This window comes from Aliirhizobium wenxiniae, from assembly GCF_014201355.1.
GTDB classification, from domain to species: Bacteria; Pseudomonadota; Alphaproteobacteria; order Rhizobiales; family Rhizobiaceae; genus Neorhizobium; species Neorhizobium wenxiniae.
The window spans coordinates 42,871-65,784 of the sequence record NZ_JACHEG010000004.1 but is presented as its reverse complement, the minus strand read 5'-3'; the positions used below and the strand labels follow the sequence as shown (position 1 = coordinate 65,784).

Here is a 22,914-nt window from a genome sequence, read left to right as displayed (position 1 = left end):
TTTGACTGAAGCCGGGCGGCATTGTTTTTATGGTTTTGCCGGCTTTATTCCTCGGCCCGTCAGCTGATCACGGTCAGCTCCTCGGGCAATCCTGTCAGCACTTCCGGCGCGCCTTCGGTCACCAGCAGCGTGTGGCCAACGCCCATCGCCAGCCCCGTGTCGGCATCGCCGTTCATCACATGGTAGAAAAGCGTCATTCCCGGCTGGCATTGGGTCGGGTTGCCGGAATAGATCATCGGCGGCACGTCCATGCTGGTCGGCGCAAAGGTGCAGCCCACCGAATACCCGGTCGCGCCATAACGCGCGCGCTTGTAGCCGCCCTTATCGAGACCATCGGCATAAACGTCGAAAATCTCGCCGAGCGTCGTGCCGGGACGTGCGATCTCGGTCATTTTCCGCAGCGTCTCCATGCCGACATCGTACATCTTGCGATGCGCATCGGAGACCTTGCCGAACAGGATCGTCCATTCCGTCTTCACATTGTAACGGCGATAGGCGACCGGATATTCGACGAGGATCTGGTCCTGCTCTTCCAGCCGGCGCGGATCGGAAACGCCGCGACCATAAACGGCGCGCGGCCCGGAATTGAACAGCGGCGCATTCGGCGGCATGTCGGCACCCTGGCCGAGGATCGACGTCAGGTATGTCGCCTTGAGGTCGCTGTCGAGAATGCCCGGACGGGCAGCGGCGATCACGGCATTCAGCGACGTGTCGAGGATACGGGCCGCCTTGCGGGTATATTCGATTTCGGCCGGCGACTTGCAGACACGCAGCCAGCGGATCAGGTGGCGGTCGTCTTCCAGCTCGCACCAGTTGCCGATCGTCTGCTGCGTACGATAGAGGTTCCAGCCCGTCAGGCCGTGGGTATTCAGCTCGATGGCGATCTTTTTGCCCCCGAGGCCAAGCTCTTCAAGGATCACCTTGAGATCGGCGGCCGGGTTGGCATCCTCGGCATCCCACCAGATGCGGATATCCTCGATAATGCTCGTCTGTTTTGCCTGCACCAGATCCGGGCGACGGGTCAAAAGCACCGGCTGACGGCCGTCCGTCGGCACCACGAGGCACTGGTAATAAACGAAGCCGCCGGTGTCGTAGCCGGTTAGCCAGTACATGCTTTCCTGCGCGAAGACCAACATGGCATCGACGCCGCGCGCCGCAAGTTCGGCCCTTAGCCGGTCCTGTCGCTGCAGATGCTCCGCTTTCGAAAAGGGGAGGTTCGGTTGCGGCATGGCACTCACAGGTTCGTCCTTTCGACAAGATCGTCAAAGCTCGATGTTGCTTCACGATACGGTTTGGTATACCACTCGTCAACCAGCGGAATACAAAATTTGCGTCGCACCAAAACCGCATGGGAAAAGGGATCGCTGAGGATAGACAGCCTTTGGGCGCAACAGCTGGTGACAACCGCCATAACGTGTGGCACCAGACAGTCATTTGAAGCCGTCTCCTTAAAGGGAGGGACTGGATATTTATGCTGATTGAAACCGATAAGCGGCTGGCGCTGCAGGCCTACGAGCAGATATTGAACCTGATCCTTTCCGGTGCCGCCCAGCCCGGTGCGATGGTGACCGAACGGCGTCTGGCCGAAACGCTCAATATGTCGCGCACCCCGATCCGCGATGCGCTTCTGATGCTCGAAGGCGAAGGCCTGCTGATCCGTCAGGGAAGCCGCGGTCTGCAGGTGAAGCAGATGCGCATCGAGGACTATATGGACGCGCTGCAGGTCCGCCTGCTGCTCGAACCCGAAGCCGCACGCCTTGCCGCAGGCCACATGCCGGCAACGGCGCTGAATGAATTGGAAGCCGATCTCAAGACATTGCTCGGTCATCCCGAAGATGGCGAAGGCAAGCCGGATCGCGGCTCGGTGCGTGATGTCGACGACCGCCTGCATGGCGGCATCGGCGATGCCGCCGGCAATCCGCAACTCGCCCATATCATCCGCACACTGCGCCGCCAGACACAGATCTTCGACTTGAGAAGCATGCCGGAACGTTTCGAAGCCACCTGCCGCGAGCACCTCGCCATCGTTTCGGCCCTGCGCGAAGGACGGGGCGACGACGCCGCGCAATTGATGCGTGACCATCTCGCGCACGTAAAAGACAGCATTATCGGGAGACTGACCCGCGCATGACAGTTCTGGCAGAAAAGGCTGAAGTCGAAACGTCTGCGCTCAGCAACGCCGCACCGGTCGACATCCAGCTTGCCGAACGGTTGTTCGACGAGCTGAAGCGCCGTACCGGCACCAATCGCGGCATTACCCGCGCCTCCTACGGTCTCGGCGAACAGATCGCCCATGACATGGTGCGCCGCGAGGCGCGCAAGCTCGGCCTCGAGGTGAAGACCGATCCCGGCTGCAATCTCTACATGACGATGAAGGGCCGCGAGGAAGGTCCGGGCATATTCATCGGCTCGCATCTCGATTCCGTGCCGATGGGCGGCAATTTCGATGGCGCGGCCGGCGTGTTGCTCGGCCTGTCGGTGATCTCCGGTTATGTCCGCGCCGGCATCCGTCCGCCGCGCGACATCACCGTCATGGCGATCCGTGCCGAGGAAAGCACCTGGTTCGGCGCCTCCTATATCGGCAGCCGCGCCGCACTCGGCCGGTTGACGGGACGCGAACTCGATCAGGTCAAGCGCTCCTCCGACCAGATCTCGCTCGGTGCCGCCATCGATGCCGCCGGCGGCGATACGGAATTCCTGCGCTCGGGCCAGTCTTGGCTCGACCCGAAAAACATCGCGATGTTCATCGAGCCGCATATCGAACAGGGGCCTGTCCTGATCGAGAAAAAGCTGCCGATCGGCATCGTCACCGGCATTCGCGGCTCTTTCCGTTATCGCGAAGCCAGATGTATCGGGACCTATGCCCATTCGGGCGCGACCCCGCGCGAATATCGCAGCGATGCCGTACGAGCAGCATCGGCTCTGGTCGTCGAACTCGACAAGGCCTGGGACAGGCTGCAGGCCGAGGGTGCCGATCTCGTCGTCACCTTCGGCCAGTTCTCGACAGATGCCTCCGAAGCCGCTTTCAGCAAGATCGCCGGCAAGCTCTCCTTCGCGCTCGATATCCGCAGCCAGGAGCCGGAAACGCTCGGCAAAATGCAGGCCGTCGTCACTGAGGCGGTTGCCCGCATCGAGGCGGAACATCGGGTCAGGTTCGAACTCGGCCGTTTGACCGACAGCAAGGCGGCGAAGATGGACGACGCTATTGTCGCCTCGCTCGCCGGTCTGGCAAAGGAGCATGGTATCGAGGCTCAAACCATGGCCTGCGGTGCGGGTCATGATGCGGCGGTGTTTGCCGATGCCGGCGTGCCGACAGGCATGGTCTTCATCCGCAATGCCAATGGCAGCCATAATCCGGACGAGCAGATGGAAATTGCCGATTTTACCGAGGCGGCACGGCTCGTATCCGCGCTCTGCCTCGACCCGCCATTGAAAGCCTGATCATGTCCGATATTCGTTGTGACTGCCTCATCGTCCAGCCGATCGCCAAAAGCGCCATCCGCATGCTGGAGGAGCAAGGTCTCGCCGTCCACATTGCGGCTTCCACCGCCTTTGCCGATCTCGAACCCTATCTTGCCGTCGCAACCGCGGTCATCACCCGTAATCACGGCCTGTCTGCCCGCGAAATCGAGGCCGCCCCCAATCTGAAGGTCGTCGGCGTTCACGGCACCGGCACCGACAAGGTGCACAAGCCATCGCTTGCCGCCCGTGGCATCCCGCTGCACAACACGCCCGGCGCCAATGCCCAGTCGGTCGCCGAACTGGTAATCGGGCTGGCGCTTGCCTGCTCGCGCTCGCTGATTGCCGCCGACAACGCCTCGCGCACCGGTGATACGCTTTTCCGCCAGCATCACCGAACCTTCGAACTTTCCGGCCGCCGGCTCGGCCTGTTCGGCTACGGCCATATCGCCAAGCTGGTCGCGAAGCTGGGCCAGGCTTTCGGCATGGAGGTCGCGACCATATCCCGCTACACGCCGGCCGAGGAATTGCAGCGCGACGGCATCACGCTTTTGCCCGATCTCGACAGCCTCTGCGAATGGGCCGATGTGGTCTCATTGCACGGCATACCCGAGGAAAAGCCGCTCATCGATGCCCGCCGCCTGTCGCTGATCGGCAAAACCGGAATCCTGATCAACACCGCCCGCGGCGCGCTGATCGACGAGGAGGCACTTGCCACGGCCCTCAAGGACGGCACCATCGCCGGTGCCGGTCTCGATGTGCTTGTTGTCGAACCGATCACCGCCGACAATCCCCTGCTCGATTGCCCCAATCTGGTGCTGACGCCGCATATCGGCGGTTCGACCGACGAGGCGCTGGAAAAGACCGGTTTTCAGGTCGCCAGCAAGGTTCTGGCGGAACTTGCCGCCCTCGAACGGATCCCGGCCACCACCACCTGACCGCGACAGGATAAAACGAAGACATGCAGTTCAAGCCGCGATCAGGTTCCGGGCGAAATACCGAGAACTCCTATCCGCGTATCCTTCGCTGCGGCGACCGAGCCGTCGCAATCGAGTTTTCGGACACGGTCAGCGAGGCTGCCAACCTCAAGGTCCTGTCGCTCGATGTTTCCCTCGCATCCGCACCGATAGAGGGCATTCTCGAAACCATCCCGACCTATCGCTCGCTGACCGTGATCTACGATCCGAAGATCGTGCGCGGTGCTTTCCTCGGCAACGAACTGATGCAGCGCGCAACGCATGAGACAGCGGCATCGGCAACCGGACGCCTGCTCGAATTCCCCGTCCTTTACGGCGGCGAACACCAGGCCGATCTCGACGAACTCGCCGAGATGAAGAACATGACCGCAGCCGACGTGATCGCGCTCCATTCTTCCGCAGAATACCGCGTCTACATGATCGGCTTCGCGCCCGGCTTCGCCTACCTCGGCGGCTTGCCTGAAATCCTGCACACGCCCCGTCTTACCGTGCCGCGCCAGCGGATCGAGGCCGGTGCGATCGGCATCGGCGGTCGACAATCGAGCATCAATTCGGTCCCCGGCCCGAGTGGCTGGCGTTTTCTCGGCCGCACGCCGTTCAGGCTTTTCGATGCCACCCGCTCCGAACCCTTCCTCCTGAAAGCCGGCGACCGCATCACCTTCCGCAGCATCGGTATCGACGAAGCGCGGGAACTCGACGAACAGGTCGCATCCGGCACCGCCGAGTTGAAGGAGATCGCCTGATGACCGCTCTCCTCACCATTTCCCGCGTCGGACCCATGATGTCTTTACAGGATGAAGGCCGTTACGGTTTTCGCGCCCGCGGCGTCTCGACATCCGGCGCGATGGACCGCGACGCGCATGCCATCGCCAATGCGCTTGTCGGCAATGACCCGCATGCCGCCGCCATCGAGTTCGCTCTCACCGGCGGCGCATTCACGGCCGATCGTGACACCCTCATCGCCGTCACCGGCGGAAGCTGCCAAGTCGAGATCGCCGGCAAGCCGGTCCCAACCTGGGAAAGCCATAGTCTCAAGGCCGGCGAAACGTTGACGGTCGGCGCTCTTCGCGGTGCCGTCTGGGGTTACCTCGCCATTTCCGGCGGCATCACGATACCGAAAATGCTCGGCAGCCGCTCCACGCATCTGAGAACGGCAGTCGGCGGCCTGAACGGCAAGGCGCTTAGCCCCGGCGATATCCTGCCACTTGGCGAACCCGGCAAGCTTGCCCCGCGCACGCTCGGCACACCTTACTTGCGCGGGCACGGCCCGATCGCCGTCATACCCGGCCCGCAGGACGATTATTTCGATGCGGATGCATGGAAAACCTTCCTGCGCCAACCCTACCGGACCACCACGTCGCGCGATCGCATGGCGATGGTTCTCGACGGCCCGGCGCTCAAGGCATTCAAGGGTCACGACATCGTCTCGGATGCCACCGTCGTCGGCTCCATCCAGGTGCCGGGATCGGGCAATCCGATCGTGCTCACCGCCGATGGCCAGACGACCGGCGGTTACCCCAAGATCGCCACCGTCGCCTCCTTCGATCTCGCCCGTCTGGCGCAATTGCCGGCCGGGCAGCAATTCCTGTTCCGGGCAATTCCGGCGGATCTCGCAGAGGAGCAGGCGATCCACGCCGAGGACCGCCTTGCGGCTGTGATTGCCGATTTGAAGAGTTGATCGCCCTAAGCAACTTGTGACAAGCCTGCTTCAAGGAATGCCGTCATCCTCGGGCTTGCCCCGAGGATCTAACCACAGTGCCGAGACTGCAACGTCGCAGTTGGCTGGAACGGCAGCAGATGCTCGGCACAAGGCCGAGGATGACGGCGGAGAGGTGCTCGTCCCGCAGCGACCTGAGAAAGGGTGAGCACGTCGGTGCCCTCCTCTTCACTCCGCCGCTACGCCGACGACCCGATCACCCACCCGGCCTTTTCCAGCGCCTCCCGCAACTGCCTCGCCATGCCCACCGCACCGGGCGTGTCGCCATGCACGCAAACCGATCCGATCGGCACGTCCAGCCGCTTGCCGGATGTCGAGGTCAGACAGCCTTGCGAAACCATCTCGATCACCCGTTTCACCAGCAGTTCCGGATCATGGATCACCGAACCCCGCTCCGAGCGCGGCGAAAGGTTGAATGTGTCCGCATAGGTGCGGTCGGCATAGATCTCGTTGATCGGCGTCAGGCCCAGCACGTCCGCCGCCCGCGCCGTCGCCGTTCCCGGCATCACCATGAAGGCGAGCTTCGGATCGACGGCCTTGATCGCCCGGCCGACGGCAAGCGCCATGTCATCATCATCGGCACAGACATTACCGAGCGCGCCATGGGTCTTCACATGCGTCATCCGATGGCCTTCGAGCGCGGCGACGGCGGCAAGCGCCCCAACCTGATAGGCAACCAGCGTCTCCACTTCGGACAAACTCAATCCCGGCAGACGCCGCCGGCCGAAACCGATCAGGTCCATATAGCCGGGATGCGCGCCGATCGCGACGCCGCGTTGCTTCGCCAGTTGCACCGTCTCGCGCATGATGTCGGGATCGCCCGCATGGAAACCGCAGGCAATATTGGCGGTACTGACGATATCGAGCATCGCCGCATCATCGCCCATCGTCCACGGGCCAAAACCCTCGCCTAGATCTGAATTGAGATCGATGCGCATAGTTCCCCCTTTTTGGTCGTCCGGCCTCGTTTTGACCGTCCGGTGAGATGCATAACACGGCGCCGGATGATTGCCATGATTTCCCGATTGCGCCATGCACACCGTTGGTATACCACTGGTGTGCTGATTTTGAAAATGGGGAATGACATGGGCAAACGCCTTCTTTATCTCGGCAATGGCCGCAAGTTTCAGTCCATCGCAAAGCTCGACGACCGCTTCGAAGCCTGGGGTCTGAAGGTCGATCGTTACTGGGCTTATGACAGCCAGTTCCCTGAAACGCTGAAGGGTTATGACGGCATCTTTCTCTCCGGCAGCCCGCATGGCGCCTATGAGGATGTGCCCTTCATCCTGCGCGAACACGATCTGATCCGCGAAGCGGCCGAACTGGAAATCCCCATGCTCGGCATCTGCTTCGGCAGCCAGATCCTCGCGTCAGCACTTTGCGGCCGTAACCAGGTGTTCCGCCGCACCTCATGCGAGATCGCCTACAAGGACCTGCCGCTCACCGAAGCCGCCCGCACCGACAAGCTCTGCCGTGATCTGGTCGACAGCGCCTATATGTTCGTCTGGCACAATGACGAGGTGAAGGCCGCCCATCCGGACATGACCATCCTTGCCTATTCCGACGACTGCCCCAACCATATCTGGCGCTACAAGGACAAGGATATCTGGGGCATCCAGGGCCATCCGGAAGTCACCAAGGCGCAGGCTATCATGTGGTTCGAGGAAAACCGCGAACGGATGACGCTCGACGGCGCCGATATCGACGACCTGAAGGCCCAGGCCCACGAGGCTGCCGAGGCCAAGACCATGCTGACCCGCTTTGCGGAACTGGTCCAGAACGCCTGATTTCAGAAAATCCCGATCGAGGAAGAACGATGGTTACGCCCGCCTACTGGTTCGAACGCGCAGAATTCCTGTCCCGCCTCTCCCGCGTCCAGGCCGAGTTGAAGAAAAAACAGCTCGATGGCCTCGTCGCCTTCCTGCCGGAAACCGTGACCTGGCTCACCGGTTATTTCACCCGTGCCTATGGCACGCTGCAATTCGCCATCATCCCGGCAGAAGGCGAGCCGACCCTGTTCTGCCGTGACGTCGAGGAATATTATCTCGACAGCACCTGTGTCTTCTCCGACCGGGTCATGTGGAGCGATAGCGACGACCGCATGGCCGTTGCCGCCTCCGCCATCGAAAGCCGTATCGGCAAAAGTGCCAAGCTCGGCATCGAGCTTTCCGCATGGCCGCTTTCGGCCGGCCGTTACGAATATCTGAAATCGGCTCTGCCCGGCATCGTCTGGCAGGACGAAAGCGCCATGACGCCGCAGATGCGCCTCATCAAGTCGCCTGCCGAAATCGCCTATCAGCGCCGCGCGGCAAAGGCCGCCGAAGCCGGCATGCAGGCGGCGATCGACAGTGCCGCAGTCGGCGTCAGCGAGCGCGAAATGGCAGCCGAAGTCTGCGCCGCAATGATCCGCGCCGGCTCCGACCTGCCGGGTCCGGGCGTCATGTCATCCGGCGAGCGCGCCTTCCACCTGCATGGCGGTTATTCCGACCGGGTGCTCGAAGCCGGCGATATCGTCCAGATCGAGACGACGCCGAACGTCAAACACTACCACGCCCGTTTCATGCGCCCGATCCGGGTCGGACCGGTTCAGGATGACGATTACAAGGTCGTCGAACAGCTGATCGCCATTCAGGATGCCGCCATTCGCGAGGTAAAGCCGGGCGTTTCGGTGCGCGTACCCGATGCGATCTACCGCGACGGCGTGCTTTCGGCAGGCCTGCGCGAAACCTACACGAACAAGACCTTCTATTCCGTCGGCTTGCTTCTGCAACCGAATGGCGGCGAACCGCTGGAATCGGCCGAAAACAGCACCTGGGTCTTCGAGCCCGGCCAGACCTTCCACACCTATGTGCTGGCCCGCGGTTTCGGCATGTCGGAAACCATAACGATCACCGAAACCGGTTACGAAAAACTGACCAATTTCCCGAGGCAGCTCTTCGTCAAGTAAGCCGACCTATCCCGGAACACCCTGCGGCGGCGCGCCCGTCAGGCTGAAATAGGCATAGATCGCGGCGAACGCGGCGATCACGGTCAGAATGGTAAGAACGCGCTTCAGCCACGGCGGCGTCTGGCGCGGCGGCTTCGGTTGTTCGGGTCGTTTGAACTTGATGACATTATCGCTCATGCAAATGTTCTAGCCGAGCCGCAGGGCAAAGCCAACGAGGATTGCGGGTCCGTCCCCGGCGCGTCATACGCTGTCTTCTCTTTTCTGTTTGGGCACGGCCGCCGAGCTCTCTACGGATTCCCATCTGCGATCGCGCTGACGCGCCACCTGAGACACAGGTGCACGCCGCGATACTGACAACCTGTCACGACATTCACTTGAACGTCACAAAACCGAAATGAGCGCGTCACAAACCGCAGATATTCGTCCTGAAAGTTCAAATGAACATTCGGATGAACATGCCAAGCATAACGCCGCGCCAGCAGGAAATTGTCGACCTTGTCCGGGTCAACGGGTTCACCCCCGTGGAGAAACTGGCCGAACATTTCGCCGTCACGCCGCAGACGATAAGACGCGATGTGAACGGTCTGTGCGACGCAAATCTGCTGCGCCGCAAGCATGGCGGCGCCGAATATGTGGATTCGCCGGCGGTCAACCTGCCCTATGGTTCGCGTCGCATCAGCAATCTGGCCGCCAAACAGGCGATCGGCGCCTATGTCGCAAGCCAGATTCCCAATCACGCCTCGGTTGCCTTCGGCATCGGCACGACGCCCGAATTCGTCGCACGGGCCATGGTCAACCACGAAGATCTCACCATCGTCACCAACAACGTCAATGTCGCGGTGGCGCTCAGCGCCAATCCGTCCAACAGGATCGTCATGCCCGGCGGCGTGATGCGGCTGCCTGATCTCGATTTCCTGGGGCCGCAGGTCGAGGAAATGTATCGCAGTTACCGCGTCGACTTCGGCGTCTTCGGCGTCGGTGGCATCGAGCCTGACGGAACATTCGTCGATTTTGACCGTACAGAAGTCCTTGCGCGCATGGCCATTCTGGAAAGCTGCAGGCTTTCGGTTCTGGTTGCCGATAGCAGCAAATTCGGGCGGCTTGCCCCTGCCAGCGGTGGTGGCCTCGCCGATCCCGACATGATCGTGCTCGACAGCCTGCCGGATCTTGCAGCCCATCCGCGGCCTGCCGAAGCCGCGATTGCCGATAAAATCCGTATTGCCGGAGAGATTGCGATATGAGCGCCCAGCCATTCGTCCGCTTGAAAAACGTCACCCGCACCTTCGACGGCGGCGGTGGGGTGGACAATCTGTCGATCGACATCGCCAAGGGCAGTTTCACCGTCTTACTTGGCCCATCCGGTTGCGGCAAGTCGACGACGCTGAGGCTGATCGCCGGGCTGGAAACGCCGGATCGCGGCCGGATCGAAATCGGCGGGCGCGACGTCACGGCTGCAGGCCCATCCGAGCGCGGCCTTTCCATGGTTTTTCAGTCCTATGCCCTGTTTCCGCATCTCGATGTCGCCGAAAATGTCGTCTTCGGTCTGCGCGTGCGTGGCGTTGCCAGGAAAGAGCGTGACAAGCGGCTCGCGGAGGCTTTGGCGCTGACCGGGCTTGAAGGCCTTGGTGATCGCAAGCCCGGCCAGCTTTCCGGCGGCCAGCGGCAGCGCGTGGCCTTGGCCCGCGCGATTGTGGCCGACCATCCGCTCTGTCTGATGGACGAACCGCTTTCGAACCTCGACGCCAAACTTCGTCATTCCGTCCGGCAGGAAATTCGCGCCCTGCAACGGCGGCTTGGCATGACGGTCGTCTACGTCACCCACGACCAGACGGAAGCCATGGGCATGGCCGATCAGATCGTGCTTCTGCAGAAGGGCCGCGTCGAACATATGGGGCCGCCCGCCGAACTGTACGAACAGCCGGCCACCGCTTTCACCGCGAGCTTCATCGGCAGCCCGGCCATGACGCTCATCCCGGCAGCGGCTCTCCCGCACCAGTTCCTGCCTTCCTCCGCCAGGGTTTCGGAGCTGCAGCTCGGTCTTCGTGCCGAAGATATCGAGCTGATGCCCGAAGGTCGCGGCCCACTTGCCGCCACCATCGTTTCCAGCGAATTCCTCGGCGCGGAGACCTATGTCTATCTCGCCGTCGACGGAGCACCGCCGCTCATCGCGCGCCTGCCCGGCCGCGACGAAAGGGCAGCCGGACAGCGCGTTTCGCTCGGCTGGTCACCCGCATCCCCTCATTGGTTCGATCGTGAAAGCGGCAAGCGAATTACGCTCAGCTCCGATCAGACCTCGTCTGAATTGGTCAGCCAGCCCGCAGCCGTCTGACCCTTTATGCCTGCTTAATCCTGTTATCCATTGATGGAAGGAACTTGTCGTGAAAAACTTTATGACTGCTGCCGTCATGTCGGCCGGCCTTCTTGCCGCCACCGCCATGCCTGCCTTTTCCCAGACCGAACTCACCATGTATTACCCGGTCTCGGTCGGCGGCCCGCTGACCAAGGTCATCGACGGCATGATCGACGGTTTTGAAAAGGAAAACCCGGAGATCAAGGTCAAGGCCGTTTATGCCGGCAATTATGACGATACCCGCGTGCGTGCGCTGTCTGCCATCCAGAGCGGCCAGCCGGCCCAGCTTTCCGTGCTGTTCTCGATCGACGCCTACGACCTGATGGAACAGGACCTCATCGTTCCGTTCGAGGACGTGGTGAAGACCGACGAGGAAAAGCAGTGGCTCTCCAGCTTCTACCCGGCGCTGATGGCCAATGGCCGCATCGAGGACAAGACCTGGGGCATCCCGTTCCAGCGCTCGACGATCGTCATGTACTACAACAAGGACATGTTCCGTCAGGCCGGCCTTGATCCTGAGAAGGCACCGAAAACCTGGCAGGAAATGATCGACGCCGGCAAGAAGCTCACCAAGGACGGCCAGTATGGCCTGATGGTTCCCGGCACCGGTTATGCCTATTGGATGCTGCAGTGCTTCGCCATCCAGAACGGCAAGGAACTGATGAGCGACAACGGCACCAAGGTTCATTTCGATGATCCGGATGTGATCGACGCGCTTTCCTTCTGGCGCTCGCTGACGACCGAGCACAAGATCTCGCCGGAAGGCCTCGTCGAGTGGGGCACGCTGCGCCAGGCCTTCGTTCAGGGCCAGACCGCCATGATGTGGCACACGACGGGCAACCTCACCGCCGTCAAGAACGAAGCCAAGTTCGACTTCGGCGTCGCCGAACTGCCGGCTAACAAGCAGCCGGGTTCGCCGACCGGCGGCGGCAATTTCTACCTGTTCAAGAAGGCCACCGACGAGGAGCGTGCCGCTTCGCTGAAGCTGATCCGCTACATGACTGCTCCGGACCGCGCTGCCGAATGGTCGATCACGACCGGTTATGTCGGCGTCAGCCAGGCATCCTACGAAACGCCGAAGCTCGAGGCCTATGGCAAGGAATTCCCACAGGCTCTCGTCGCCCGTGACCAGTTGAAGGTTGCCATCGCCGAGTTCTCCACCTGGGAAACCGCTCGCGTTCGTGAAGCCCTCAACAACGCCGTCCAGGCGACGTTGACCGGCACCAAGAGCGCTGCGGACGCCCTGAAGGAAGCTCAGGCAACCGCCGACACCCTGCTGAAGCCCTACCAGGAATAAGCAACATCTGATCGGGGCGGATCATCCGCCCCGATCATTCCCCAATGGCTGCCGCGAGCGGTAGCTCCCAAGACGCTCCGCCGGGTTTCACCATGGATCAGATCGCCCTTTACCAGCGCCGCAGGCAATCGCTCTACGGCTGGATGCTCGCCGCACCCGCGCTCATCCTGCTCACCATCTTCGCCTTGATTCCGACAGTCACCACGCTCTGGGCGAGCTTTTACTCCAAAGGCACCGTTCGCCGCCCGTCCGCATTCAATGGCCTCGACAACTACACAAGCCTTATCCACGATCCTGCCTTCTGGACCGTGGTCTGGAACAATGCGCTTTACGCCGGCATCACCATTCCCTTTTCGATCGCCATCGCGCTTGCCATGGCGCTCTGGGCCAATGCCAGCATTCCTCTGCGCGGTGTCGTACGCGGCGCCTATTTCACCCCCACCATGCTGCCGATGATCGCCGCCGCCAATATCTGGCTGTTTTTCTACACGCCCGGCCTCGGTGTTATCGACAGCATAACCGGGCTTTTCGGCCTGCCACCCGTCAACTGGCTCGGCCAGCCGCAGACGGCGCTCTGGTCCGTCATCGTCGTGACGATCTGGAAGGAAGCCGGCTTCTTCATGATCTTCTACCTTGCCGCCCTTCAGACCATTCCGCCCGATTTCAAGGAAGCCTCCGCGATCGAAGGGGCGGGGCGCTTCACCTATGCGCGCCGCGTGCTGATCCCCCTCCTGATGCCGACTACCGCCTTCGTCTTCATCAATGCGCTGATCAACTCGGTCAAGCTGATCGATCACCTGTTCATCCTTACCAAGGGCGGACCGAACAACGCGACCAAGCTCATCCTCTACTGGATCTGGGAAATGGCCTTCGCCTATTTCGACCGGCCACATGCAGCGGCAATGACCGTGCTGATCCTGCTCTTCCTCGGTGCCGTCGCCATCTTCCAGTTTCGTGTTCTCGACAAGCGGATCCACTATCGATGACCAGTTCCGCCATAACGCTACGCCGGACCATTCGCATTGCCCCTCTTCTCGACACCGCGGGCGCCTGGCTGCTTGCGCTGATCTGGGTCGCGCCACTGCTTTTCGCCATCTGGGCGTCGCTCACGCCATCCGGCCAAGCGCTGAATTTCTCCGGTGAGGTTCGCCTGACACTGGAAAATTACCGCAGCGCCTGGGACGCGGCACCCTGGGCGATCTATTTTCGCAACACGCTGTTTCTCGTCACTTTCACTCTGATCGGCCAGTTCATTTTCTGCACACTTGCCGGCTATGCGTTTGCACGGTTTGATTTCTTCGGCCGCGAATTCGTCTTCGTGCTGGTGCTGCTGCAGCTTTTCATCCTGCCGGAAGTGCTGATCGTCGAGAACTATGCCATGGTTTCACGGCTTGGCCTGTTCGATACGATCGCCGGCATGGGCTTGCCCTATATTGCCTCGGCCTTCGGCATCTTCCTGCTGCGCCAGGCGTTCAAATCGGTTCCCGTGGAGCTTGAGGAAGCGGCGCGCATCGAGGGCTGCACCTGGCTCGGCGTGCTCTGGCGCGTCTATGTGCCGGCCGCAAAACCGACCTATCTCGCCTATGCACTGGTCTCGGTCGCCACCCACTGGAACAACTTTCTCTGGCCGCTGATCGTCACCAACTCCCCCGACACACGTCCGGTGACTGTAGGCCTCTCCCTGTTTGGAGCGCCGGAAAGCAGCGTCAACATCTCGACGATCAGCGCTGCCACGGTCATGGTGATCGCGCCTCTGATGATCGCCTTCCTGATATTCCAACGGCAGTTCGTTCAGGCGTTCCTGAGGGTCGGTATCCGTTAGCGCTGAACGCTCGGCTGGAGGGAACGTTTCCTGACCTCAAAAAGAAAAGGGCGGCCCCAAGGCCGCCCTTTCTTATTTTCGATGACCTGGCGCTATCAAGCAGCCTTGGCGTCGCCGTCGAACTGGCCGCACCAGTCGTTGGCGGAAACCACTGGCCAGAAGCCACGGGAATCGGCCGCCGGCTGCGTGACCGGCGGGTTGACGCGACAGAGACCGGCATCTGCCGGAGCCGAACCGGCGTTTACAACGTGATCTTCATAAAACGAGCAGGCCTTGCAGGAATTTTCTTTAGACATGGTAGCTCTCCTTCTTCAAATGTTGGGCTCAAAACCTGAGACCCATACTCATAAATCTTAGAATGATTCTAAAAGAAGGATCCGAATTTGGCAACTGTCCAAAGGCTCTCTGGAGATGTATTCCATCAATTTCGTCTGCGGCATTTGATCGCCCGGTCGCTGATTACGCGGAAGCCTGAGATTGCCGCGCGCGTTCCTCGGGCATCGTTCAATCCGATTATTTCACCTCCACTGGCGCGTGAACGCGCGCAAGCCAGCCGGTACGACTCACTCTCGTTCCGCTGATACTGATTCTCACTTTCCGGAGACAAAAACCCGCCGTTTTGCCACCAGCCTTGCTGATGCCGGCGAGGGTGTTCGACATCGGCATCGGTTCCTGATAAGCTTGAAAACCAAGTATTATCAGATAGATAGCGAAATTTTCACGGAATTGGATTCTGTTGGATTAAGGGTCGGTTTACTAGAAATTCCTTGTAAGCCTTCGAGAAAGGCGGATACTGGCGGCAGTTTCCCTGAAACTTGAGTTTTATCGCCAGAACGGTTCCCTATATGAACGCGCATTCGAAATTGCCGTCTTTCGAGTTTGACGAAAAGATCCTGCTGCAGGGTGCAGAGATCTCGCGTCGCCTCGATCAGCTGAGGATGGAAAAGTTTCCACCGAATGCAAGAAAAACGTTGCGTCTGTTCTCCATGGCGGAAGTGGCACATTATCTCGGTGTCAGCCCCAACAATCTGAAGCGCCTACATCTCGAAGGAAAGGGCCCGACCCCAAAGACCTCGACGGGCGGCCGCCGTTTTTACACCGGTGAGCAGATGCGCGAACTGCGCTTCTTCCTCGACAAGACCGGCAAGTCCGACGCCAAGAAATACGTCCCGCATCGCAAGGATGGCGACAAGTTGCAGGTGATCGCTGTCGTCAACTTCAAGGGCGGTTCCGGCAAGACGACAACGACGGCCCATCTTGCCCAGCATCTGGCGCTGACCGGCCATCGCGTACTTGCCATCGACCTCGACCCGCAGGCCTCGCTTTCGGCACTTCACGGTTTTCAGCCGGAACTGGACAAGAACCCCTCCGTCTATGACGCGATCCGTTATGACGACGAGAAGAGGCCGATTGCCGATATTATCCAGCAGACCAATTTTCCGGATCTGGACATCATTCCGGCCAATCTGGAACTGCAGGAATACGAATACGACACCCCGCTGGCGATGCAGACTTCCAGCGAGGGCAAGCGTTTCTTCACCCGGCTCGGCAAGGCGCTGCAGCAGGTCGAGGACCGCTATGACGTGGTGATCGTCGACTGCCCGCCGCAGCTCGGTTACCTGACACTGACCGCCTTGACGGCAGCGACCTCGGTGCTGATCACCGTCCATCCGCAGATGCTCGATTTGATGTCGATGAGCCAGTTCCTGCTGATGCTCGGCAATATCATCAAGACGATCAAGCGTGCCGGCGCCAATGTCGAGATGGACTGGTTGCGGTATCTGATTACCAGATATGAGCCGACCGATATACCGCAGGCTCAGATGCTCGGCTTCATGCAGTCCATGTTGGCTGAGGAAATTCTCAAAAATCCAATGGTGAAGTCGACGGCGATCTCCGATGCCGGTCTGACCAAGCAGACGCTCTATGAAGTCGAGCGCGCGAATTTCACCCGCGAAACCTATGACCGCGCCATCGATTGTATGGACAGCGTCAATTTCGAGATTCAGGGACTGATCCATCGTGCCTGGGGGAGAATGTGATGGCGCGCAAGAACCCGTTTGCCAATGTGATGAACGAGGACCGGCCGGATAACGGCGTGGCGCTCGACTACACCGTCAAAGGCGCGTCCCGTACGATCATGTCGACGATCGACGAGCTGGCCGAACGTGCCGACAAGATGCTGGAAGGCGAAACCGTCGTCGAGCTTTCGCCCAAGACGATCGAGGAATCCTTCATTCGGGACCGTCTGGAGGAAGATCCGCAGGCGTTCGAGGATCTTGTCGCGGCCATCCGTGAACACGGCCAGACGAGCCCTATCCTTGTGCGCCCTCACCCGCATCACGACAGCCGCTATATGGTGGTTTTCGGCCACCGACGGCTGAAGGCCGCAACCGTGCTCGGCCGTAATGTCCGTGCAGTCGTCAAGCCGATCTCCGACCGCGAACACGTCATTGCCCAGGGGCAGGAAAATTCCGCTCGTGCCGATCTTTCGTTCATCGAAAAGGCAACCTTTGCTCGTCGGCTTTCAGAGTTACACTACGACAATGACAGCACGATTGTGATGACCGCCTTATCTGTGGATAAGGCGACGCTCTCCAAGATGATGTCGGTTGCCAACATGCCCCGCGACATTCTGGACGCTATCGGCGGCGCCAAGCTGCCGGGTCGCGACCGCTGGTATGAACTCAAGCTGCTTCTGGAACGTCCGGCCAATCTCGCGAAACTGCGCGAAGTCCTGGCCGCGACCGATCTTGACGGTTTGAACGGAGACGCCCGTTTCGCCTTCATCGTTGATGCCCTGACCCGCAAGAAGACCTCGGGTTATGCACGGCCTCCGCAGAAGTCGAAATGGGTGCCGAAGGATAAAGGCGTTGCGCGGGCGGTTTCGGCCGAAATCCGCAACGACGGCAAGAACTACACATTGGCATTGAAGGCAAAGGATGCCGTGGGTTTTGGCGAATTTATCGCCGACAGCCTCGACGATCTTTATGCTGAATATCGTCGTCTGATGAAGGAATAGGAACCGACCAAAAGAAAAAAGCCCCCAAAACGTTTCCGTCGTGGAAGCTTCTCTCTGATTAAGCACCTGCAGAATCGCATTTCCACGAATCACAGTCAAGAGTTTTTGGCACCGTTTTGGTGAGCGGCTTTCTTTTGCCTGAAGAAAGGTGAAGTGAAAGATGCGAACTGGACTTGTGACGACGCCTTTCGGGCGGCGGCCGATGACGCTTGCCTTGGTAAAAGGCCAGCTTCAATCGTCCGACGACCGGATGAAGCGTCCTGTCGAAAAATGGAAAGTGTTCCGCGACATTTCCGAAGCGCGTCAGTTGCTCGGTCTGCATGACCGTGCGCTTGCGGTTCTCGATGCGCTCCTGACCTTCCATCCGAAGAATGAATTTGCCGCCGGCGACAGGCTTGTCGTTTTTCCGTCGAATGCCCAGCTTTCGGTCCGTGCCCATGGCATAACCGGAACGACCCTGCGCCGTCATCTCGCTGCCCTGGTCGAAGCCGGTCTCATCCATCGCCGGGACAGCCCGAACGGCAAGCGTTATGCCCATCGCGGACATGGCGGCCAGATTGAGGAAGCTTTCGGTTTCGACCTTCAGCCGCTGATGCTGCGCGCCGCCGAGCTTGCCGGACTTGCGCAACAGGTCGCTGCCGAAAAGATCCGTTTCAAGCGTGCCAAGGAAGCCTTGACCCTTTGCCGCCGTGACATCCGCAAACTTCTGACCGCCGCTGTCGAAGATGGCGTCCAAGGCGACTGGCAGATGATGGAAGAGCTTTATGCCTCCCTGATCGCCCGGCTGCCCCGTTCTCTAAACCGGTTCATCGTCGAATCCGTACTCGCCGATCTGGAGGTCTTGCGCCAGGAAATCGTCAATCGTTTGGAAATGCAGATAAAAACGGAAAATCCGGACACCAATGACATCCAGAATGGATGCCACATACAGAATTCAGATTCCGAATCCATCTATGAACTTGAACATGGCTCTGAAAAGGAGCTTGAAGCGAAATCCGAGCCAACCAAGCTGAAGCAGCACGAGACGCCAAGAACCTTCCCGTTGAGCATGGTGCTGCGGGCCTGCCCGCAAATGCTGGATTATGCCAGCGGCGGCCAGATCGGCAATTGGCGTGATTTCATCGGGACAGCCGTTCTGGTCCGCTCCATGCTGGGGGTTAGCCCGTCCGCCTATCAACAAGCCTGCGAGGTGATGGGACAGGAAAATGCCGCCGTGGCGCTAGCCTGCATTCTCGAACGGGCAGGACATATCAACTCAGCCGGTGGTTATCTGCGAGACCTGACGGCAAGGGCTGGACGTGCCGAGTTCTCGCTTGGGCCGATGCTGATGGCTCTCATGCGGGCCAATGCCAGTGAGGGACTGAAACGAACGGGATAACCGCGCAAACCCGTCGTTGACGGCAGTCAAAATGCCTATTTTCTTCAAACATTTCCGTTAGATAAGCGGGAATGAGGGAGTTTCTTTGACCTATGATCAGGCTAGCCAGTGGGAGTAATCCTGCAGACAGCTCGGTTTTAGCGACGAAACGGCATGTTGGAACCGACTGGAACGGTTTGGACGAGAAAGCTGAGATCAAGAAAAAGGCCGCTCCTACTTTCGTAAGAACGGCCTCAACCGGGTTTCGAATTATCAGACAATTCCACCGCTGCCACCGACAACGGCCGGGCGTTCAGCGGCGACCTTCTTGCGGTAACCGCTTTGACGATAGGCAGCGATCGGATCGATGGCACCGCCAGCGCGGCGACGGGCTTCGGCGAGGATCGGCTCGACATCGGTGCGATAGGCGCGCTTCAGAGTATCGGTTGCCATCAGGGCATCGTTATCCTGCTGATAACCGTCCAGCGCATTGCGGTCGACGATCAGGGCTTGAGCATAGGCGCGGCGGATCTCGTTGGCGCTGGAGATCAGGCTTTCGATCGGGTCCGTCACGTTATGAGACTGGTCGATCATGTGTGCCGGGTGGAAACCCTTGACCCCACGAGCTTCGGCATCGACCAGCTCGTTGAAGACGAGGAAGAGACGGTAAGGCTCGATCGAACCGGCATCGAGGTCGTCGTCGCCATATTTGGAATCGTTGAAGTGGAAACCACCGAGCTTTCCGAACTGGATCAGCCGGGCGACGATCATCTCGATATTGGTATTGGGCGCATGGTGGCCGAGATCGACCAGGCAGAAAGCCTTTTCGCCGAGCGTCTGGGCAATCAGAAGATTGCTGCCCCAATCCTGTACGACGGTGGAATAGAAGGCCGGTTCGTACATCTTGTGTTCGGAGAACAGCCGCCAGTCATCCGGCAGCGCCTTGTAGATATCCGCCATCGAGGAAAGGTAACGTTCGAACTGGCGGGTAAAGTTCGCCTGGCCGGGGAAGTTGGAACCGTCGCCGATCCAGACGGTTAAAGCCTTGGAGCCGATGGCGTTACCGATCTCGATACATTCGATATTGTGCTCGACGGCCTGTGCGCGGGTGGCCGCATCGGTATGGCTGAGCGAACCGTATTTGTAGGAATGGGCTTGGCCGGGGGCATCGGAAAAGGTGTTGGAATTCATCGCGTCGAAGCCGAGGCCAAGCGAGTTTCCCTTGGCCTTCAGCTCTTTCGGGTCCGTCTTGTCCCACGGGATATGCAGCGAAACGGTCGGTGTCGCGCGGGTCAACTCATTGATAACGGAGCAGTCTTCCAGCTTGTCGAAGATACCGCGGGGTTCGCCCTGTCCCGGGAAACGGGCAAAACGGGTGCCGCCAGTACCGACACCCCAGGAGGGGACGGCGACGAAAAATTCCGAGACCTTCTGGGTGATCGCTTCGATATCGATGCCGCGACGGGAGAGGTTTTCGCCAAGCGCTGCATAATCGGAGGCAAGCGCTACCTCGTTGTTTTTATTGTGTTCGCCGATCACATCGGCGGAAATCATCTGATCCGTCATTTTTCCTCCTCGGCCAAGCGAACGAACTGGCTTTGCCTGCGTTATCGTGTGCAATTATTTCAAAGACGAGGGTTTTATGGACGTCATTCGCATCCTTCTCGCCATCATCCTGCCGCCTGTGGGCGTGTTCCTGCAGGTCGGCATCGGCCTGCATTTCTGGCTGAATATTCTGCTGACCTTATGCGGTTACGTTCCCGGTATCATCCATGCAATCTGGGTGATCCTGCGCAAGTAGCGCAAACCCGCCACCGGGATAGGATTTCCCGATGGCAGGCAGATGTTTTTAGCGCGTAAAGCTCTGGGCGTTGCCGGCATCGACATTGATGATGTTGCCGGTGGATTTGGCCGAGAGGTCCGAGGCGAGGAAGTAGATCGCTTCGGCGATGTCTTCCGGGAAGACGTTGAGTTTCAGCATCGAACGCTTGCGGTAATGTTCCTCCAGCTCGGTCACGTCGATCTTGGAAGACGATGCGCGCTGTTCACGCCACTCGCCGCTCCAGATTTTCGAGCCACGAAGGACGGCATCCGGGTTGACGGTGTTGACGCGGATGCCGGCATCGGCCCCTTCGAGCGCCAGGCAACGGGCGAGATGGATTTCGGCAGCCTTGGCGGTGCAATAGGCAGACGCGTTGGGCGACGAGGCAAGGCCGTTCTTGGAGGCGACGAAGACGACATTGCCGCCGATTTTCTGTCGACGGAACAGGCGGAAGGCTTCGCGGGAGACGAGGAAATAGCCGGTGGCAAGAATGTCGATATTCTTGTTCCACATCGCAAGCGTGGTGTCTTCCACCGGTGCCGAAGAGGCGATACCGGCATTGGAGACGAGAATATCGACGCCGCCGAATTCGACGGATGCTTCGATGAAAGCATTCGCGACCGCATTTTCATCGGTCACATCGAGCTTTACGCCACGCACGGCATCGGCACCGAAGCGCTTGGCAAAATCGGCCTCCGTTTCGGTAAGTGCGTTCTGGTCGATATCCGCCAGAACCACGCAGGCGCCCTCGCCGATCAGGCGAGTTGCGGTGGCGCGACCGATACCGCCGGCGCCGCCGGTGACGAAAGCGACCTGCCCTGCCAGGCTTTTCGGCTTCGGCATGCGCTGCAGCTTTGCTTCTTCCAGCAGCCAGTATTCGATATCGAAGGCTTCTTGCTCCGGCAGGCCCTGATATTCGGAAACGGTCGATGCGCCACGCATGACATTGATTGCGTTGACGTAAAACTCGCCGGCGATACGGGCGGTCGCCTTGTCCTTGGCGAAAGACAGCATGCCGACGCCCGGAACCAGGAAGATGACCGGGTTGGGGTCACGCATTTTGGGCGAGTTATCGTGTTTGCAGCTCTCGTAATAACGGGTGTAGTCGGCCCGGTAATCTTCCAGTGCCTTGTCCAGACCGGCGATCACGGCATCGGCATCCGGCTTGGAAGGATCGAAATTGACGATCAGCGGACGGATTTTCGTGCGCAGGAAATGGTCGGGGCAAGAGGTGCCGAGGCTGCCCAGCGGTGCAAGGTTCTTCGAATTGACGAATTCGAGCACGGCATCCTGATCATCGAAATGACCGAGCTTGCGCTCCACCTTGCCGATACGGCCGCGAATTTCCGGCATAAGCTTTGCCGCGATGGCGCGGCGGTCTTCTGCGCCGAGGCTTTTTGCGACGGCACCACCGAAGATGGTCTTGCCCTCGGTTTCCTTGGCAAACCACTCGATCGCCTTGTTGATGATCTCGAGCGTCAGCAGGTAACAATCCTTGGCATCGTCGGCCCAGGTGAACAGGCCGTGGCTTTCGAGCACGACGCCCTTGGCGGTCGGGTTGGCCTTGACGAAGGCTTCGAGATCCAGCCCGAGCTGGAAACCGGGGCGGCGCCAGGGGAGCCAGCCGATATCGCTGCCGAAAATCTTCTGGGTCAGTTCCTTCGAATTCTTCGAGGCGGCAATCGCGATGATCGCATCCGGGTGCATGTGGTCGACATGGGTGAAAGGAACGAAACCGTGCAGCGGCGTATCGATGGAAGCGGCGCGCGGATTGAGGTTGAAGGTGCAATGCGGCAGGAAACCGACCATGCGGTCTTCGTCTTCCACGCCCTTGTAGATGCCTTTGAGTGCTTCCAGCTTGTCCATATAAAGGGTGGAGAAGCCGTCAAGCTTGATGGTGCCGACATCGCCGCCGGAACCCTTGACCCACATGACCTTGACCTGCCCGCCGGTCAGCGGATCGGTTTCCATGACCTTGGCGGACGTGTTGCCGCCGCCGTAATTGGTGATGCGCTTGTCGCTTCCCAGAAGATTTGAGCGATAAAGCAGCTTGCCCGGCTCATCGAGCTTGGCAGCATAAGCATCATCCCAGCGGTTATCGAGAAGGCGGATTTGGCCCGACATGTCGTCCTCCCTGACGGTAT

22 protein-coding genes are annotated in these 22,914 nt (G+C 59.9%); 16 read left to right on the top strand and 6 right to left on the bottom strand.

From position 1 onward, the window contains the following. Positions 1 to 59: 59 nt before the first annotated feature. Positions 60 to 1,229 (bottom strand): M24 family metallopeptidase, encoded by a 1,170-nt coding sequence (locus HNQ72_RS17930; protein WP_244654598.1) that lies wholly within the window; start codon positions 1,227 to 1,229, stop codon positions 60 to 62. A 242-nt stretch (positions 1,230 to 1,471) separates the two neighbouring features. On the opposite strand from HNQ72_RS17930, the gene HNQ72_RS17925 reads away from it, so the two are divergent. From HNQ72_RS17925 to HNQ72_RS17905, 5 genes are read left to right on the top strand one after another with little or no spacing between them, the layout of a single operon-like run. After that, positions 1,472 to 2,131: a GntR family transcriptional regulator gene (locus HNQ72_RS17925; RefSeq protein ID WP_183993852.1), complete on the top strand. Its 660-nt coding sequence runs from the start codon at positions 1,472 to 1,474 to the stop codon at positions 2,129 to 2,131. Next, entirely contained in the window at positions 2,128 to 3,441 is a 1,314-nt protein-coding gene (locus HNQ72_RS17920; protein WP_183993850.1) for a hydantoinase/carbamoylase family amidase, read from the top strand. Before HNQ72_RS17925 ends, HNQ72_RS17920 begins: the two co-directional genes overlap by 4 nt. A gap of 2 nt (positions 3,442 to 3,443) precedes the next feature. After that, entirely contained in the window at positions 3,444 to 4,397 is a 954-nt protein-coding gene (locus tag HNQ72_RS17915) for an NAD(P)-dependent oxidoreductase (RefSeq protein WP_183993848.1), read from the top strand. A 23-nt stretch (positions 4,398 to 4,420) separates the two neighbouring features. After that, positions 4,421 to 5,179 (top strand): 5-oxoprolinase subunit PxpB, encoded by a 759-nt coding sequence (gene pxpB / locus HNQ72_RS17910; protein ID WP_183993846.1) that lies wholly within the window; start codon positions 4,421 to 4,423, stop codon positions 5,177 to 5,179. Beyond that, positions 5,179 to 6,114 (top strand): 5-oxoprolinase subunit C family protein, encoded by a 936-nt coding sequence (locus HNQ72_RS17905; RefSeq protein ID WP_183993844.1) that lies wholly within the window; start codon positions 5,179 to 5,181, stop codon positions 6,112 to 6,114. The genes pxpB and HNQ72_RS17905 overlap by 1 nt, the downstream gene beginning before the upstream one ends. A gap of 218 nt (positions 6,115 to 6,332) precedes the next feature. Here HNQ72_RS17905 and HNQ72_RS17900 read toward each other — a convergent pair whose 3' ends face one another. Next, positions 6,333 to 7,091 (bottom strand): LamB/YcsF family protein, encoded by a 759-nt coding sequence (locus HNQ72_RS17900; RefSeq protein WP_183993842.1) that lies wholly within the window; start codon positions 7,089 to 7,091, stop codon positions 6,333 to 6,335. A 147-nt stretch (positions 7,092 to 7,238) separates the two neighbouring features. Here HNQ72_RS17900 and HNQ72_RS17895 point away from each other — a divergent pair, with 147 nt between their 5' ends. Further along, entirely contained in the window at positions 7,239 to 7,940 is a 702-nt protein-coding gene (locus HNQ72_RS17895; RefSeq protein ID WP_183993840.1) for a type 1 glutamine amidotransferase, read from the top strand. Positions 7,941 to 7,969: 29 nt separating this feature from the next. Further along, positions 7,970 to 9,100: a M24 family metallopeptidase gene (locus tag HNQ72_RS17890; protein WP_183993838.1), complete on the top strand. Its 1,131-nt coding sequence runs from the start codon at positions 7,970 to 7,972 to the stop codon at positions 9,098 to 9,100. A gap of 6 nt (positions 9,101 to 9,106) precedes the next feature. On the opposite strand, the gene HNQ72_RS17885 is transcribed toward HNQ72_RS17890, so the two are convergent. Next, positions 9,107 to 9,277: a hypothetical protein gene (locus HNQ72_RS17885; RefSeq protein ID WP_183993836.1), complete on the bottom strand. Its 171-nt coding sequence runs from the start codon at positions 9,275 to 9,277 to the stop codon at positions 9,107 to 9,109. A 272-nt stretch (positions 9,278 to 9,549) separates the two neighbouring features. Here HNQ72_RS17885 and HNQ72_RS17880 point away from each other — a divergent pair, with 272 nt between their 5' ends. From HNQ72_RS17880 to HNQ72_RS17860, 5 genes are all read left to right on the top strand, one after another. Further along, entirely contained in the window at positions 9,550 to 10,341 is a 792-nt protein-coding gene (locus HNQ72_RS17880) for a DeoR/GlpR family DNA-binding transcription regulator (protein WP_183993834.1), read from the top strand. Then, entirely contained in the window at positions 10,338 to 11,429 is a 1,092-nt protein-coding gene (locus tag HNQ72_RS17875; protein WP_183993832.1) for an ABC transporter ATP-binding protein, read from the top strand. The genes HNQ72_RS17880 and HNQ72_RS17875 overlap by 4 nt, the downstream gene beginning before the upstream one ends. A 49-nt stretch (positions 11,430 to 11,478) precedes the next feature. Then, complete coding sequence (locus HNQ72_RS17870) at positions 11,479 to 12,747, top strand: ABC transporter substrate-binding protein (protein ID WP_244654592.1); 1,269 nt, start codon at positions 11,479 to 11,481, stop codon at positions 12,745 to 12,747. A gap of 92 nt (positions 12,748 to 12,839) precedes the next feature. Beyond that, positions 12,840 to 13,733, top strand: a complete 894-nt coding sequence (locus HNQ72_RS17865; RefSeq protein ID WP_183993830.1) for a carbohydrate ABC transporter permease — start codon at positions 12,840 to 12,842, stop codon at positions 13,731 to 13,733. After that, positions 13,730 to 14,569, top strand: coding sequence for a carbohydrate ABC transporter permease (locus HNQ72_RS17860; RefSeq protein ID WP_183993828.1), 840 nt, complete (start codon positions 13,730 to 13,732; stop codon positions 14,567 to 14,569). Before HNQ72_RS17865 ends, HNQ72_RS17860 begins: the two co-directional genes overlap by 4 nt. 95 nt (positions 14,570 to 14,664) lie before the next feature. Here the strand turns inward: HNQ72_RS17860 and HNQ72_RS17855 are convergent, their stop codons facing one another. After that, a complete protein-coding gene (locus HNQ72_RS17855) occupies positions 14,665 to 14,865 on the bottom strand; it encodes a hypothetical protein (RefSeq protein WP_183993826.1) in 201 nt (66 codons plus the stop codon). Positions 14,866 to 15,414: 549 nt separating this feature from the next. On the opposite strand from HNQ72_RS17855, the gene repA reads away from it, so the two are divergent. From repA to repC, 3 genes are all read left to right on the top strand, one after another. Beyond that, positions 15,415 to 16,611: a plasmid partitioning protein RepA gene (gene repA, locus HNQ72_RS17850; protein ID WP_183993824.1), complete on the top strand. Its 1,197-nt coding sequence runs from the start codon at positions 15,415 to 15,417 to the stop codon at positions 16,609 to 16,611. Then, positions 16,611 to 17,591 (top strand): plasmid partitioning protein RepB, encoded by a 981-nt coding sequence (repB, locus tag HNQ72_RS17845; RefSeq protein WP_183993822.1) that lies wholly within the window; start codon positions 16,611 to 16,613, stop codon positions 17,589 to 17,591. The genes repA and repB overlap by 1 nt, the downstream gene beginning before the upstream one ends. A gap of 160 nt (positions 17,592 to 17,751) precedes the next feature. Further along, positions 17,752 to 18,969 carry a plasmid replication protein RepC gene (gene repC / locus HNQ72_RS17840; RefSeq protein ID WP_183993820.1) on the top strand — a complete coding sequence of 406 codons (1,218 nt, stop codon included), beginning with the start codon at positions 17,752 to 17,754 and terminating at the stop codon, positions 18,967 to 18,969. Positions 18,970 to 19,221: 252 nt separating this feature from the next. Here repC and rhaI read toward each other — a convergent pair whose 3' ends face one another. Beyond that, the gene (gene rhaI, locus HNQ72_RS17835) at positions 19,222 to 20,514 is read right to left on the bottom strand and encodes an L-rhamnose catabolism isomerase (protein WP_183993818.1); all 1,293 of its coding nucleotides are present in this window, start codon (positions 20,512 to 20,514) and stop codon (positions 19,222 to 19,224) included. Positions 20,515 to 20,590: 76 nt separating this feature from the next. Here rhaI and HNQ72_RS17830 point away from each other — a divergent pair, with 76 nt between their 5' ends. Next, entirely contained in the window at positions 20,591 to 20,749 is a 159-nt protein-coding gene (locus HNQ72_RS17830; RefSeq protein ID WP_148146741.1) for a YqaE/Pmp3 family membrane protein, read from the top strand. Positions 20,750 to 20,797: 48 nt separating this feature from the next. Here HNQ72_RS17830 and HNQ72_RS17825 read toward each other — a convergent pair whose 3' ends face one another. Beyond that, positions 20,798 to 22,894 (bottom strand): bifunctional rhamnulose-1-phosphate aldolase/short-chain dehydrogenase, encoded by a 2,097-nt coding sequence (locus HNQ72_RS17825; RefSeq protein WP_183993816.1) that lies wholly within the window; start codon positions 22,892 to 22,894, stop codon positions 20,798 to 20,800. Positions 22,895 to 22,914 lie beyond the last annotated feature (20 nt).